We start from the raw sequence: 13,199 nt of genomic DNA, 5'->3' as shown, positions 1-13,199 counted from the left end.
TCAATCGACCCGCGACACCAGTCCTGTGGGGGGACTTCTTTTGGAACACGAACAGACTCTTCCCGAGCAGCGGAAAGAGGAGGAGAACACCCCGGAACAGGGCACTCCCGACGCCGCCGCGACCGGCCCCCGCCGCCGTCGCGCGGGCCGCACGGTCCTCCTGATCGCGGGCGCGGCCGTCCTCGGAGTCCTGGCGGGCACGGTCGCCGGCTACGCGGTCCAGTACGACCGCGAACCGACGCCACTGGTCCCGCTGGCGCAGCAGGACCTGGTGTCCCCGAAGGCGCTCGCGCCCGATGACGCCACCACGAACAAGACGATCAACGCCAACCGCTGGCACAAGACGGACGACGACCTCACCAAGCTGCTGATCGAGGCACCGGGCGGCGCGAAGAAGGAGGGTTCGGGCTACGGCACCCTCGATTTCCTCGCGCTGGGCTTCGAGCACCCGGACCGCGCCCTGAAGGGCTTCGCCCAGGACAAGACCCGCCGGATCGCCTCGGTGAGCTGGTCGGAGGACGACACCACCTTCGTCGAGGTGAGCGTGCTGCAGTTCTCCGACCGCAAGGGGGCGGACGACTACCAGACCGAGCAGTCCGGCTACATGGACGACAAGAAGTTCGCGGGCAACGACGGCGTGGCCATTCCCGGCCTCGCCGCGGACCTCGGGCACGTCTGGGTGTACTCGGAGGCCTACGAGAAGCCGGGCTACCTCCCGATGCGCACCGCCCGGGCCATCGCCCGCCGCGGTGACCTCGTGCTGGACATCCATTACATGAACAACCGGGGCAAGATCGCCGAGAGCGATGTCGTGGACCTGGCCAAGCGACAGCTGGAGCGACTGTGACCGAGCCGCAGAACGACGTGACCCCGGTCCCGGTCCCGGCCGAGGCTCAGGTCCCGGCCGAAGCCCCGGTCCCGGCCGAGGCGCCGGCGGCCGCTCCGGCGCCCGAGGCGACCCCTGAACCGGCCCCCGCCGCCTTTGAGGCGGCCCCCGGGGCGGACCTCTACCCCGCTGCGCCGGCGAAGCCCGCACGCAAGGTCAACCGCAAGGCGGTCGCCCTGATCGCCGGCGGTGTGGCCGTCGCGGCCCTCCTGGGCGGCGGCGTCTGGGCGTCCTCCGCGATCGCGGACGCCGACCGGGACGCGCCCACCGCCTACTGGGTCCCCTTCGGCGAGCGGCTGGACGGGACCTCGGAGCCCGACTCCGTCCCGTCGAACGCCCTCTCCGGCAAGCTGCTGCCTGTCCCGTCCGGCTTCACACTCGGCCCGGACCTCGGGTCGGACGGCAACAACTTCTTCGTCTCCGGTGACCAGGCGATCGAGGGCTTCAAGGAGTCCCGCAACGGCCTGTCCAGCTCGGACCGCAAGAAGCGTGACGAGATGCTGGCCGAGCTGAAGCTGAAGGGCCTGGCCGGACGCAGCTACACCAAGTACCAGGGCGGCTGGATCGCCGAGGTCCGCATCATGCAGGCCGACCCGAAGGCCGTGGGCAACCTGTCCGAGGTCACCAAGAAGCTCCTCGAACTCACCGGCGACAAGCGCGAAGCGCCGAAGGTGGACGGGTTCCCGGATGCCAAGTGCTCGCTGATGGCGATCGGCGCGGAGGGCAAGGAAAAGATCGACTCGATCGACTGCGCCGCCGTCGAGGGCGATGTGGCCGTCACCTTCCGCGCCTACGGGCCCAAGCCCTTCTCCACCTCCGACGCCGTCGCGTTCTTCAAGAACCAGATGAGCCACCTGAAGTCCCCCGGGGAGTCCGTGTGACCGAGCAGAACACCACCGGTGCCGAGGCGGCGCCCCCCGAGGACGCGGCGGCCCAGCCCGCCGTGGCCACGGCCACCGTCCCCGACGCCGCCCCCGTTCCCGAGCCCACCGTGCCCGCCCGGGCGACGGCTCCCGCGGCCGAGTTCCAGGACGCCGTGCCCGGCCAGGACGCCGTGCCCGGCCAGGACGCCGTACCCGGCCAGGGCTCGGCCCCGGCCGCCCCGGTCTCCGGCGCTCCCGCGGGCGAGGCGGCCCGGGCCGACCTGTTCGCGGCCGACCCGCTCGCGGCCAACCCCTTCGCCGCCCCGGAGGTTCCGGCCGCGCCCAAGGACCGCCGCAAGCTGTTCGCCGCCCTGCGCTGGACCGCCGCCGTACTGGTCTTCGCGGCCGTCGGCACGGGTGTCGCGTACGAGGTCGCCCAGCCCGAGCGCACCGACATCCCGGGCTTGTCCACCAAGGCCGACGGCCGCTGGGCCTACCCGGCGCTGGTCAAGCCGACGCTGCCGGCGGGCGCCGCCGTGCCGTTCGCCAAGGACAACGAGGACGGCATCCACTACGCCGGCCTCATCCAGCTGCTCCTGCCGCCGCCCGCCGGCTCCACCCCCGACTCCACGATGAAGCTGGAGAAGGACGAGGTGGTGACCACGGACAGCTTCCTGACCGAGTACGAGGACTCCGAGCACGGGGCGATGAAGGACCAGTTCGCCAACGACGGACTGCGTCAGATCGTCGGCCGCGGCTGGACCACCCCGGACGGCACCCGCACCCGTGTCTACCTGCTGCGCTTCCACGGTTCCGATTTCGCGGACACCTTCAAGGGCTGCAACGTGAACATGCACCTGAAGGGCGCCGCCAACACCGGCGCGGACCTGTCCTGGAGCAAGGCCAAGTCCGGCCAGTCCGCGCCGGTCCTCTCCGGCGTCTCGCTCTACAAGGAGACGGATCCGGTCGGCGACGAGCAGGCCAAGATCGGCTGCATCCGCTCCGGTGACGTCGTGGCCGTCGTCCTCCAGACCCGCAAGGGCGAGGTGGCCACCGTGCCCTTCCACCAGACGGTGATCCTCCAGCACCAGCTGCTCGGCTAGCAGGGGAGCCCGTCGTACGGGCTACCTCACAGAGTGCGCCGGTCCCCAGGCCAGTAGGCTTGGGGACCGGCCCCGTAACGCCACCCACACTCCGAGGAGCACCCCGTGCTTGAGGCAGTCTTCACTTCCCTGCTGGTCCTGATCTTCGTCGGTGTTATGGCCTTCACCGGACTGGCCGTGAAGAAGCTGTACCAGGGCCAGCGCTGATCTCCTGATCGGCCGCCGCCCCTCCCGGATACCGGAACCCCCTCCCACAGATCGCCTGAGCAGCCATTCATGATCCAGATCCCGTCCGACCTGAACCCGAGCCTCGTCCCCCTCGCCTTCCTCCTGGGCAATTGGGAAGGCGCAGGCGTCTTCGACTTCCCCGGTGAGGAGAAGTGCAACTTCGGCCAGGAAGTCGTCTTCAGCCACGACGGCCGGGACTTCCTGGAGTACCACTCGCACTCCTGGGTCCTCGACGCCGAGGGCAACAAGGTGGGGCCGCTGGAGTCCGAGTCCGGCTACTGGCGCATCGACAGCGACCGCCGGGTCGAGATGGTCATGGTCCGCGACCACGGCGTCGTGGAGATCTGGTACGGCGACCTCGCCGCCCAGAAGCCGCAGATCGACCTGGTCACCGACGCGGTGGCCCGTACCGCCACCTCCCGCCCGCACAGCGGCGGGAAGCGGCTCTACGGCTACGTCAAGGGCGACCTGATGTGGGTCGGCGAGAAGACCACCCCCGACGTCGAGCTGCGCCCGTACATGTCGGCCCAGCTCAAGAAGGTCGTCACGCCCGAGGAGGTCGCCGAGATGGCGCGCAACCTCCCGGACATGCCGGACGACGGCATCGCCTTCTTCCGCTGACCTGTCGACCTGCCGACCTGGCCGATCAGCCGATGAGCTGACCTGCTGACTCGCGCGAGAACGTGGACGAGCCCCCGGCCGGCGCTGCCGCCGGGGGCTCCCTCCCGTCTCACGGGCGCACGGACAGTTGGGGCGGTCCCGGCCGAGGCCTACACTGGCCGGGTGGTGACCACCGACAGCACGGACAGCGCCGAGAGCGACACCGGCGACTGGAAGAGCGACCTGCGCCAGCGCGGATACCGCCTGACCCCGCAGCGTCAGCTCGTGCTGGAAGCCGTCGACGCCCTGGAGCACGCGACCCCGGACGAGATCCTCGTCGAGGTGCGCAAGACGGCCTCCGGCGTCAACATCTCCACGGTCTACCGGACGCTGGAGCTCCTTGAGGAGCTGAAGCTCGTCTCGCACGCCCACCTCGGGCACGGGGCCCCCACCTACCACCTCGCCGACCGGCACCACCACATCCACCTGGTCTGCCGGGAGTGCACCGAGGTCATCGAGGCGGACGTGGACATCGCCGCCGAGTTCACGGCCAAGCTCCGCGCCACCTTCGGCTTCGAGACCGACATGAAGCACTTCGCGATCTTCGGACTCTGCGGGAAGTGCGCCGCCAAGCACCAGGACGGCCGGGCCTAGGTCTGCCCCGAGCAGGGTCGTAGGCTGGGTGGCATGACCAGCAGCCCTTTGCTCCATCTCCCCGGCGCCGTCCAGGCCGAAGGCCGCGACGAGGGCGTCGCCGCCCACTACGGCGAGCTGTACGGGGAACAGCGCACCCTCGCCGACGGCCGCGGCTTCGTCGACCTGTCCCACCGCGGGGTCGTCACCGTCACCGGCCCGGACCGGCTGAGCTGGCTGCACCTGCTGATCACTCAGCACGTCACCGCGCTGCCGGCCGGACAGGCCACCGAGGCGCTGATCCTTTCCGCGAACGGGCACATCGAGCACGCGCTCTACATCGTCGACGACGGCGAGACGACGTGGATGCACGTCGAGCCCGGCACCCAGGAGGCGCTGATCGCCTATCTGGAGTCGATGAAGTTCTTCTACCGCGTCGAAGTCGCCGACGCCACCGCGGACTTCGCCATCGTGCACCTGCCGGCCGGATCCATCGCCGAGGTCGCCAAGGAGCACGCCGTACGGGAGACCGCGCACGGCCGCGACGTCTTCCTGCCCCGCGCCGAGCTGGAGGCCTTCGCCGCCTCGCACGGCCCCGCCGCAGGCCTGCTCGCGTACGAGGCCCTGCGCGTCGAGGCGCACCGGCCGCGGCTCGGCCTGGAGACCGACCACCGCACCATCCCGCACGAGCTGGGCTGGATCGGCACCGCCGTGCACCTGCAGAAGGGCTGCTACCGCGGCCAGGAGACGGTGGCGCGCGTCCACAACCTGGGGAAGCCGCCGCGCCGGCTGGTCTTCCTGCACCTGGACGGCTCCGAGGTGCTGCTCCCGGCCCACGGCACGCCCGTACGACTGGCCGCGGACGGGGAGGAGGGCCGCCAGCTGGGCTTCGTGACCACCTCGGTCCGCCACCACGAGCTCGGGCCGATCGCGCTCGCGCTGGTCAAGCGGAACGTTCCGGTGGACGCGCCGCTGCTGGTGGGGAAGACGGCCGCCGCGCAGGAGGTCGTCGTAGCTCCGTAGCTCCGTAGCTCCGTAGCGCCATAGCGCCGTAGGCCCGCCGGCGGGCCTAGATGTCGATGACGATGGTGAACGGGCCGTGGTTGGTCAGCGAGACGCGCATGTCCGCACCGAACCGGCCCGTCTCCACCGTCGCGCCCAGGGCCCGCAGTTGTGCGACGACCTCGTCCACGAGCGGTTCGGCGACCGGTCCGGGCGCGGCCGCGTTCCACGTGGGGCGGCGGCCCTTGCGGGCGTCTCCGTAGAGGGTGAACTGGGAGATCACCAGCAGCGGCGCGTTCACGTCGCTGCAGGACTTCTCGGCCTCCAGGATCCGCACCGACCACAGTTTGCGCGCCAGCAGCGCCGCCTTCTCCGGGGTGTCGTCGTGGGTCACCCCCACCAGGACGCACAGTCCCTCGCCGACGATCTCCCCGACGGTCTCGCCGGCCACCACGACGCTCGCGCCGTCCACCCTCTGCACCACTGCTCGCATACCACCTGTGTACCAGGCGTGCACCCGTCCGGGGCCGATCGGGTGGAGTGGGACTGCGTCGACACCACGGAGAGTGGCACGATGCAAGCAGGCGGTGCCCCCAGCACCGGTCGAGGGGACGGACACGAACGTATGAACATCTCTGGTACCTCCGCACCTGCTTCTGTACCCGCTGCATCCGCCGCGTCCGCCGTGGCTGCTCCATCCGCCGGGTCCGCCGAGCTGTCGGCGCCGCGCCCGCCCGCGCAGCGCACCGGCGCCGCGGACGCTCCGCCGGTGGCGACCGCCGCGCTCGGCCTGCCGGAGCTGCGCGCGCTGCGCCGTGACGCGCAGCGCGACGAGGCCGACCTGAGCTACGTGCGCCGGCTGCTCCAGGGCCGCATCGACATCCTGCGCGCCGAGCTCGCCCGGCGTACGGACCCCGAGGCGCGGGTGGTTGACCGGCTCTCGGAGATCCTCGCGGACGCCCCGTCCTCCCGCAGCGCCTCCGCCCGGCACGTCACGCTCGGCACCCCGCACGGCGAGGAGTACCGGCTGCTGGCGGCCGAGATGCTGTCGGACGTGGAGCTGTCGGACCTGGGCGCGCGCACGGACGAGGAACTGCACGAGGGCATGGGCCGGTTGGTGCGCTACGAGCAGCAGGTCTCGCGGCGCCGCTCACGGCTGCAGCGCACGGCGGACGACTGCAGCGCGGAGATCACCCGGCGCTACCGCGAGGGCGAGGCGCAGGTGGACGACCTGCTGGCCTGAGCCGGCGACCTGCCGGGCCCGGGCCGGCGATCCGCCCGGCCTGAGCCGGCGACCGCGCATACGGGAAATTCGGGCGACGGGGCAGACCGGGCCGATTAGCGTGGGCCGTTATGAGTGCTGACGTCCGGCCCATCGCCGAATCCGACCTCCCCGCGTGGCTGCGCGCCCAGAACACCGGTTTCCTCAACACGGAGCCCGGTACCGCCGCGGATGTCGCCCAGCTGGCCGAGTACACCGACCTGGCCCGGACGCTGGGCGGGTTCGACACCGACACCGGCCGGTGCGTGGCGACCTTCCGCTCCTTCCCGCAGGAACTGACCGTGCCCGGCGGGGCGTTCGTACCGTCGAGCGCCGTCAGCAACGTGACCGTGCTGCCCACGCACCGCCGCCAGGGCCTGCTGACCCGGATGATGGCCGTCGAGCTGGCCGCCGCCAAGGCGCGCGGCGACGTGCTGTCGACGCTGATCGCCGCCGAGTACCCGATCTACGGGCGGTACGGGTACGGGCCCGCGACCTCGGCCTCGGAATGGGAGATCGACGTACCGCGCACCGGGCTGGACGGCCGCCGGCCCGCGCCCGGGGGCGGCGGGCGGATCGACCTCGTGGACGCGGCCGAGGTGCGGGAGGTGGGCCCGGCGCTGCACGAGCGGCTGCGGGCGGCCACGCCCGGCGCGGTGGGCCGCGAGGCACGCTGGTGGCGGCTGGTCACGGGGGTGCAGGAGATGTCGCACCGCCCCTACAAGCCCGCGTTCCACGCCGTGTACCGGACGGAGGGCGGCGAGGTGGCCGGCCTGGTCTCCTACACCACGGACGACCACTGGACCGACGCGAAGGTCCCGCTGAACACCCTGCGGGTCAAACAGCTCCTGGCCGTCACCCCGGACGCGGAGCGCGAGCTGTGGCGGTTCCTGTGCTCCGTCGACTGGGTGCTGAAGGTCCGCACCGGCCTGCGCGCCCCCGACGACCTCGTCGCCCGGCTGCTGCCCGACGCGCGCGCCGCCCGGCTGGTGACCTCGGCGGACTGGCTGTGGGTGCGGCTCCTGGACGTCGTACGGGCCCTGCGCGCGCGGACGTACGCCGTGCCCGGGGTCCTCGTCCTGGAGGTCGCCGACAAGGCGGGGCTGGCGGACGGGCGCTATCGGCTGGACGCGGGATCGGGGGACTGCGTACGCACGGACGGGCCGGCCGACCTGCGGCTCGACGTGTCCACACTGGGGGCCCTGTACCTCGGTGACGAGTCGGCGGTGCGGCTGGGCGCGCTCGGCGAGATCACCGAGGAGCGCGGCGGGGCGCTCGCGCTCGCGGACGCTGTGTTCCGCACGGCCCGCCGGCCCTGGTGCCCGGACATCTTCTGAGACCGGCGGGCCGGCGGGACTGCCGGACTGCCGGTCCGGTCTGTCTGCTGTCCGTCCGTCCGTATACGGCCGTATGACCCGTCATGTCGAAGTGAATTCCTGAGGACTGAGGTACTTGGCAACACTGGTGGAAACCCTGCGCGCGGCCGGCTGCGTCTTCGCGGAGGAGGAGGCGGAGCTGCTGAGCGCCGCTGCCGGGGACGAGGGTCAGCTGGCCGCTCTCGTGGCCCGGCGGGTGGCGGGCGAACCACTGGAACACGTCGTCGGCTGGGCGGAGTTCTGCGGTCTGCGCATGGAGGTGGGCGAGGGGGCCTTCGTACCGCGCCGGCGCAGCGAGTTCCTCGCGCAGGAGGCCGTGGCGCTGGCCCGGCCCGGCGCGGTGGTCGTGGACATGTGCTGCGGAGTGGGCGCACTGGGCGCGGCCGTGGCCGCGCAGGTGCCGGGCGCCGAACTGCACGCGGCGGACATCGACCCGGTCGCGCTCGCGTACGCCCGCCGCAACGTGGCCCCTTACGGGGGCCGGGTCTGGGAGGGCGACCTGTACGCCTCCCTCCCCGCCACGCTGCGGGGGCGGGTGGACGTCCTGGTCGTCAACGCCCCGTACGTCCCGACCGCCGAGATCGGCCTGCTGCCGGCGGAGGCCCGCGACCACGAACCGGCCGTCTCCTTGGACGGCGGCGCCGACGGCCTGGACATCCACCGCCGGGTGGCGGCGGGCGCCCGGCCCTGGCTGGCCCCCGGCGGCCGGCTCCTGATCGAGACGAGCGCCCGCCAGTCCCCGGTCACGGCGTCGGCCCTGACGGCGGCGGGCCTCTCGGTGCGGGCGCTGACCTCGGAGGAGTACTACGCGACGGTGGTCATCGCGACGGCGGGGTAGCCCGGGTACGGCTGCGGCCCCGGGGTTCCTCAGAACACGCAGAACACGCAGAACACGCAGAGGACGCAGAGGAATCGGAGGACTCAGAAGACGAACGTGAGGCTGCCCAGCGAGACGAGGATGCCGACGATGGCGAGGGCCCACATGACCAGGGTCCCGAGCAGGGCGCCGGTCGCCGCCCAGAGTCCGGTGCGGCGGCCCGAGAGCGTCGCGCACATCCAGCCGGTCAGCGCCCCGGCGGTGGGCACGCCGCCGATCAGCAGGCCCGTGCGCTGGAGCTCCTGCTTCGTGCGGTGGTTGCCCTGCCAGTCGGTGCCGCTCTTGTTCTGGAGCGCGCTCTGCGCGCTGATGTACCACCAGAGCGCGGCGGGCACCAGGAGTACGGCCGCCAGGACGAAGAGCACCACGGGCAGGGACCGGCTGTGCGCGGGGGCCTGGGCGGAGGGGGCCGTCATGCGGGGACGACCTCGACGCCGGCCGCGAGCATCCTGGCGATGATCTGCTCGGCCAGTTCGTCGTGGCATATGGGCAGGTGCATGGGTGGGTCGCCTTTCGTGGTGATCAGATAGCCGCTGCCCGTGTCCTCGAGCTGCCAGTCGTCCCGGCCGGTGGTCCACATGTCCGCGTACGAGGCGAGGTCGGGCCCGCCGGCGCCGCCGTCCTTCGGGGGCGGCGCGTCCCACAAGCAGACCGAGGGCGGATAGCCGCCCGGCGGGACGCTGCGGAACCCGCGCCGGGGCTCCCGCCCCGGCGCCTCCAGGGCCTCCAGACCTTCCAGACCCTCCAGGGCCTGTGCCACCTCGTCCGCTGGGTACCCGAACAGGTCGATGTCGCCGAGTACGACGGGCACCGCCGCCGGCCCGTGCCAGCGGGCCCGGCCGGGCATCCCCGGTCGGCCCGGCTGCCCGGTGAACCGTTTCAGCACCACACCCGCCAGGGTCGGCCCGCCGCCTGGTTCCACCGGCCGGTCCGGGGCGCACGCGTGGGCGGCCACCTCGGCATCGCTCCACCGGGCGGCGTAGACCCACGCCACATCCGAGAGCACATCCGAGAGCACATCCGCGACCACATCCGCATCGGCCGGCCCGTCCACGCCCCGGTCCCCCCAGACCTCCCCGAGCCCGCCCAAGACCTCGCGCACGGCGTCGCCGCCCATGCCGAAGCGCAGCACTCCCGCGCCCCCCGGCAGGAGCACCCCGATCCCCGGCAGCAGCTCGAACACCCACCGATCCTCCCGGCTGACGCCCCCTCACCGCAACCGCGTTGCGGGCGACTCGGGGCGGGGCTCAGAGCGTGAGCACGGGCCGGGTGGAGAAGTCCTCGCACTGGTCCTCGCCGTCCGGGCCGTACACGAACTCGGCCATGGAGGGGTTGCGGCAGGCGGTGGCCAGGGGCAGCCACGCCAGCATGTGGCCGTAGCCGCCGCACACCGATTCGCCGCCGTCACCGCCGTGGACGGCATCGGCGTCGCTCGTCAGCTCCACGCTGTAGGTGTCGTAGGCGATGCGCAGGCCGAAGCCGCTCGGCTGCTGGTGCGGGCCGGTGGGGTCCCCGTAGGGGATGCGGTCGAGGGGGCAGTCGTCGCCCCACCGGAACAGCGTGCCCGCGCCGGCACCGCAGGCGTGCTCCCACTCGTCGGAGCTCGGCATCCGCAGGCCGCGCGCGGCGAGTACGGCCGGCATGTCGGCGGGCGACTCGGTCAGGGCCTCGTCCTCCACGGCCATGAGCACGGTGGCCAGGACGACGCTCCGCCGCGGGCTGAGCACCTCCGCGAGGTGGGCCCGCAGGTCGGCGGCGCAGCCGAAGCCCCGCTCCAGGGTCTGCGCGTAGTCGGCGGCCTGCTCGGGCGTGGGCCGCCAGGCATCGAGATCGAACCCGAGTGTCACCGCGCCGCCGGGTATCAGGGCGAACTCCTGCCCGTTCCGCTCGATGCGCACCCGGTGCAGCGGCCCACCGAGATGCTCGACGGTGTCCACGACGGACACCCGCCCTCCCACGAGCCGCGCCGTGTCCTGGGCGATACGCCGCGCGGCGGGCAGCCCGAGGGACCGCCATTGTTCGAGACTGAGTTCGGCAACAGACATGGGCGGCAGTCTGGCACCCGGCTCTGACACAACTCGCTCCCGCGCGGCCTGTCTTCACCGGCGTCCGAAGCTCAGCCCGCATCGCAGAGCTCGGCCGTCGCCTCACCTATGAACCCTGGCCGAACCGAGATCCGATAACCATGCGTTTTCGTCCGCCAGGGTGCGGGGCGGACCTTCGCCGGAACTCGGCGGTGCCGCAGATGAAGGTGGTGTCCTGTGCGCGGGGAGCCTCGGGGAGGTGCGGACAGGAACACCGCTGGATTTGCCTACAGAACGACCGGGACGACACCCCGCATGCCCGCAGAAGTCCGGGACTGCCTACACATCGCGAGGCCGGGACGCTGTCGGGATGTTGCAGCCAGGCTTCCAGAAACTCCACGTCTCCGACATGCCGAATCCAACGGCCCCCACCTCCGGGGTCATATGAGACCTCAGCGAGCCTTCCCGGGAGGGCTGACGCCAGTGCTCTCGCCCGGGCCAGGACTGCCTCGTTGCTCGTGTTGTCTCCCGCGGTGGGGGGACCACTCAAGAGGCCGTCGAAATCGACCAGCGCATCGAGACGGCGGGCGAGAGCGAGCGTCAGGTGGCCGAGCAGCACGTGGTTCACCGACCCCGAGCAGCCAGCGCCGACTATCAGCCCCTGCACTGGTGGCTGCGAGAAAGCCGAGTAGTCCTCGTCCTCGGCAGGGATCTCCTCGTCCTCCGACAGGAAGAACACGCCGACGTCGGCGGGGTCGAAGGCCCGCAGGCCCAGGGCCGAACCGTCTCGCACCCAGAAATCCACGTCGTTGCTGGCCTTGACCTCCACCGGATCGCAGAAGGTCTCCAACCACGGGACCACATCGGACAGGATGTCCGCGAAACCGCGTGGTTCGAAGAGCCACAGTCCAATTGCCGGTCCCGACATATCGCCCCCAGAGCCTCGTGGCCCAAGTGCCACCGGGACCCGGTTCTACCAGGTCGCGGCGGCAGACGTCTGATCATTCTGGGCCACAGCCCAAGCTCAAGATCGATTCCAGTGCTGGAGCACTCCGGTTCCAACAAGCGTGACCAGGTTCCAGCCAGCCCGTTGTCCTGCCCCTTCCGAGTTGGCACCTGGCAGGTCTCCAACCCGTGGGGTTGCCAGGTGGTTTGGGAACGGAGCCGGATGTCATTCTCGAACGAGTTGGCTTTTTGCGGAACCGGAGCTCGCGGTGAGGCCTATCCGGGACTGGTTCACCGGTCGCCGGCATCCTCCAGGATCGCGCGGAGACGCGAGAGGCATTCGTTGACGAAGGCGGGATAGGTGGCCCAGTAGTACGACACTCCGCTGACTCCGACGGCGATTGCCCACGCCCGGGCACGCAGCCAGGTCTCGTTGTCGAGGCTTATGGCGTCCCAGTACGCCTGTCGGGCCCCGGGTGGAAGGTCCCACAGAGGCGAGTGCTCGGCGTCGGGGAAGCCGACTGAGAGGGCTCCGAAGTCGATGACCGCGTGCAGCTTTCCCTGCTGTACCAGGAGGTTGCTGGGTTTGAGGTCTCCGTGAAGCCACACCTGGTGGCCGGATGGCTCGGGCAAGGCGAGCGCACCCTGCCACAGGTTTCGCAGGTGCGCGATGTCGAGGTCGAGGCCCTCGATCATTCGGCAGTTGTCGAAGCACTCGCTGATCCACCGGTCACAAGCTTGCAGGCCACCTCCGCGGTACCAGCTGAGCTCGCCCTGGCGAGTGGCTCCCATGAGGGGGGTGGAGTGCAGGCTCTGCACGATCGCCGCCAGGTCGGCCCCGAAGGCGGGCCAATCGGTGACCGATCCCAGGCCGGCTTCATCGCCGTCGATCCAGCGGTACACCGACCAGGCGAGCGGAAATGCGGAACTCGGGGTGCCGGCGTGCACTGGCTCCGGGATGTGACAGGGAACGTGTGGCGCTAGCCGCGGCAGCCACGTCTGCTCTTTGCGTACGGCCTTCGCGTTGTCCGGGGTACGCGGCAACCGCATGAGTAGCTGGTCGCCGAGCCGGTACATCCTGTTGTCGGTGCCCTCGCCGGCCGGTGAGATGGGAAGGGCGGACCACTCCGGTTGCTGCTCCCGCAGCAGCGACCGGACGACCGCCTCATCCACACGGATCTCGTTCTCATGAAGTGTCACGCTGAGAGCCTTCTGCCCGGGCCTCGCCGCCGCCAGTGATTTTCAAGTCGGTCGCCGCTCAGAACACGATCCGCCATGTCATGTGAGGACACCCGTCACGGCTCACCGCTCGACGGCTACGGACGGCTGGTGACAGAAACCCCTGCGAAGTGACAGTTATCGCTGCGAGTCACAGCCCCGTGTGGTCGGGTAGCCGGGTCA

At 71.3% G+C, this 13,199-nt stretch carries 15 protein-coding genes; 9 read left to right on the top strand and 6 right to left on the bottom strand.

Translation table 11 applies throughout. The features are described 5' to 3' along the window. Nucleotides 1-40: 40 nt before the first annotated feature. From J7F03_RS22625 to J7F03_RS22600, 6 genes are all read left to right on the top strand, one after another. On the top strand, nt 41-847 hold the full coding sequence (locus tag J7F03_RS22625) for a hypothetical protein (protein WP_251072316.1): 807 nt from the start codon (nt 41-43) through the stop codon (nt 845-847). Continuing rightward, nucleotides 844-1,767: a hypothetical protein gene (locus J7F03_RS22620; protein WP_308379919.1), complete on the top strand. Its 924-nt coding sequence runs from the start codon at nt 844-846 to the stop codon at nt 1,765-1,767. Before J7F03_RS22625 ends, J7F03_RS22620 begins: the two co-directional genes overlap by 4 nt. Then, on the top strand, nt 1,764-2,852 hold the full coding sequence (locus J7F03_RS22615) for a hypothetical protein (RefSeq protein ID WP_214952230.1): 1,089 nt from the start codon (nt 1,764-1,766) through the stop codon (nt 2,850-2,852). Before J7F03_RS22620 ends, J7F03_RS22615 begins: the two co-directional genes overlap by 4 nt. Nucleotides 2,853-3,128: 276 nt before the next feature. After that, nucleotides 3,129-3,701 carry an FABP family protein gene (locus J7F03_RS22610; protein ID WP_214952228.1) on the top strand — a complete coding sequence of 191 codons (573 nt, stop codon included), beginning with the start codon at nt 3,129-3,131 and terminating at the stop codon, nt 3,699-3,701. Nucleotides 3,702-3,863: 162 nt separating this feature from the next. After that, nucleotides 3,864-4,334 carry a Fur family transcriptional regulator gene (locus J7F03_RS22605; protein WP_308379918.1) on the top strand — a complete coding sequence of 157 codons (471 nt, stop codon included), beginning with the start codon at nt 3,864-3,866 and terminating at the stop codon, nt 4,332-4,334. A 33-nt stretch (nt 4,335-4,367) separates the two neighbouring features. Next, on the top strand, nt 4,368-5,336 hold the full coding sequence (locus J7F03_RS22600) for a folate-binding protein YgfZ (RefSeq protein WP_214952226.1): 969 nt from the start codon (nt 4,368-4,370) through the stop codon (nt 5,334-5,336). A 46-nt stretch (nt 5,337-5,382) separates the two neighbouring features. Here J7F03_RS22600 and dtd read toward each other — a convergent pair whose 3' ends face one another. Beyond that, complete coding sequence (gene dtd / locus J7F03_RS22595; protein WP_136213713.1) at nt 5,383-5,808, bottom strand: D-aminoacyl-tRNA deacylase; 426 nt, start codon at nt 5,806-5,808, stop codon at nt 5,383-5,385. Nucleotides 5,809-5,940: 132 nt separating this feature from the next. Between dtd and J7F03_RS22590 the strand changes: the two genes are divergently transcribed. The 3 genes from J7F03_RS22590 to J7F03_RS22580 all read left to right on the top strand — a co-directional run bounded on the left by J7F03_RS22590 (nt 5,941) and on the right by J7F03_RS22580 (nt 8,790). After that, entirely contained in the window at nt 5,941-6,558 is a 618-nt protein-coding gene (locus tag J7F03_RS22590) for an AmfC protein (RefSeq protein WP_374104383.1), read from the top strand. A gap of 110 nt (nt 6,559-6,668) precedes the next feature. Beyond that, nucleotides 6,669-7,913 carry a GNAT family N-acetyltransferase gene (locus J7F03_RS22585; protein ID WP_214952222.1) on the top strand — a complete coding sequence of 415 codons (1,245 nt, stop codon included), beginning with the start codon at nt 6,669-6,671 and terminating at the stop codon, nt 7,911-7,913. A 115-nt stretch (nt 7,914-8,028) separates the two neighbouring features. Further along, complete coding sequence (locus J7F03_RS22580) at nt 8,029-8,790, top strand: putative protein N(5)-glutamine methyltransferase (RefSeq protein ID WP_374104382.1); 762 nt, start codon at nt 8,029-8,031, stop codon at nt 8,788-8,790. An 83-nt stretch (nt 8,791-8,873) separates the two neighbouring features. Here the strand turns inward: J7F03_RS22580 and J7F03_RS22575 are convergent, their stop codons facing one another. The 5 genes from J7F03_RS22575 to J7F03_RS22555 all read right to left on the bottom strand — a co-directional run bounded on the left by J7F03_RS22575 (nt 8,874) and on the right by J7F03_RS22555 (nt 12,998). After that, nucleotides 8,874-9,245: a hypothetical protein gene (locus tag J7F03_RS22575; RefSeq protein ID WP_214952220.1), complete on the bottom strand. Its 372-nt coding sequence runs from the start codon at nt 9,243-9,245 to the stop codon at nt 8,874-8,876. After that, nucleotides 9,242-10,012, bottom strand: coding sequence for a hypothetical protein (locus tag J7F03_RS22570; RefSeq protein ID WP_214952218.1), 771 nt, complete (start codon nt 10,010-10,012; stop codon nt 9,242-9,244). The genes J7F03_RS22575 and J7F03_RS22570 overlap by 4 nt, the downstream gene beginning before the upstream one ends. Before the next feature lie 64 nt (nt 10,013-10,076). Beyond that, on the bottom strand, nt 10,077-10,874 hold the full coding sequence (locus J7F03_RS22565; RefSeq protein WP_214952216.1) for a hypothetical protein: 798 nt from the start codon (nt 10,872-10,874) through the stop codon (nt 10,077-10,079). Between the two features lie 106 nt (nt 10,875-10,980). Then, the gene (locus J7F03_RS22560) at nt 10,981-11,781 is read right to left on the bottom strand and encodes a DUF6368 family protein (protein ID WP_214952215.1); all 801 of its coding nucleotides are present in this window, start codon (nt 11,779-11,781) and stop codon (nt 10,981-10,983) included. Nucleotides 11,782-12,089: 308 nt separating this feature from the next. Continuing rightward, the gene (locus J7F03_RS22555) at nt 12,090-12,998 is read right to left on the bottom strand and encodes an aminoglycoside phosphotransferase family protein (RefSeq protein ID WP_214952212.1); all 909 of its coding nucleotides are present in this window, start codon (nt 12,996-12,998) and stop codon (nt 12,090-12,092) included. Nucleotides 12,999-13,199 lie beyond the last annotated feature (201 nt).

Source organism: Streptomyces sp. ISL-43 (assembly GCF_018614195.1).
Classification (GTDB): Bacteria; Actinomycetota; Actinomycetes; order Streptomycetales; family Streptomycetaceae; genus Streptomyces.
This window is presented reverse-complemented; position numbering and strand designations above follow the sequence as displayed.

What these genes read in the sequence shown, in the direction of transcription:
- J7F03_RS22610 (WP_214952228.1), top strand. Translation starts at nt 3,129, where the DNA reads ATGATCCAGATCCCGTCCGACCTGAACCCGAGCCTCGTCCCCCTCGCC.
- J7F03_RS22600 (WP_214952226.1), top strand. Translation starts at nt 4,368, where the DNA reads ATGACCAGCAGCCCTTTGCTCCATCTCCCCGGCGCCGTCCAGGCCGAA.
- dtd (WP_136213713.1), bottom strand. Translation starts at nt 5,808, where the DNA reads ATGCGAGCAGTGGTGCAGAGGGTGGACGGCGCGAGCGTCGTGGTGGCC.
- J7F03_RS22590 (WP_374104383.1), top strand. Translation starts at nt 5,941, where the DNA reads ATGAACATCTCTGGTACCTCCGCACCTGCTTCTGTACCCGCTGCATCC.
- J7F03_RS22585 (WP_214952222.1), top strand. Translation starts at nt 6,669, where the DNA reads ATGAGTGCTGACGTCCGGCCCATCGCCGAATCCGACCTCCCCGCGTGG.
- J7F03_RS22575 (WP_214952220.1), bottom strand. Translation starts at nt 9,245, where the DNA reads ATGACGGCCCCCTCCGCCCAGGCCCCCGCGCACAGCCGGTCCCTGCCC.
- J7F03_RS22565 (WP_214952216.1), bottom strand. Translation starts at nt 10,874, where the DNA reads ATGTCTGTTGCCGAACTCAGTCTCGAACAATGGCGGTCCCTCGGGCTG.
- J7F03_RS22560 (WP_214952215.1), bottom strand. Translation starts at nt 11,781, where the DNA reads ATGTCGGGACCGGCAATTGGACTGTGGCTCTTCGAACCACGCGGTTTC.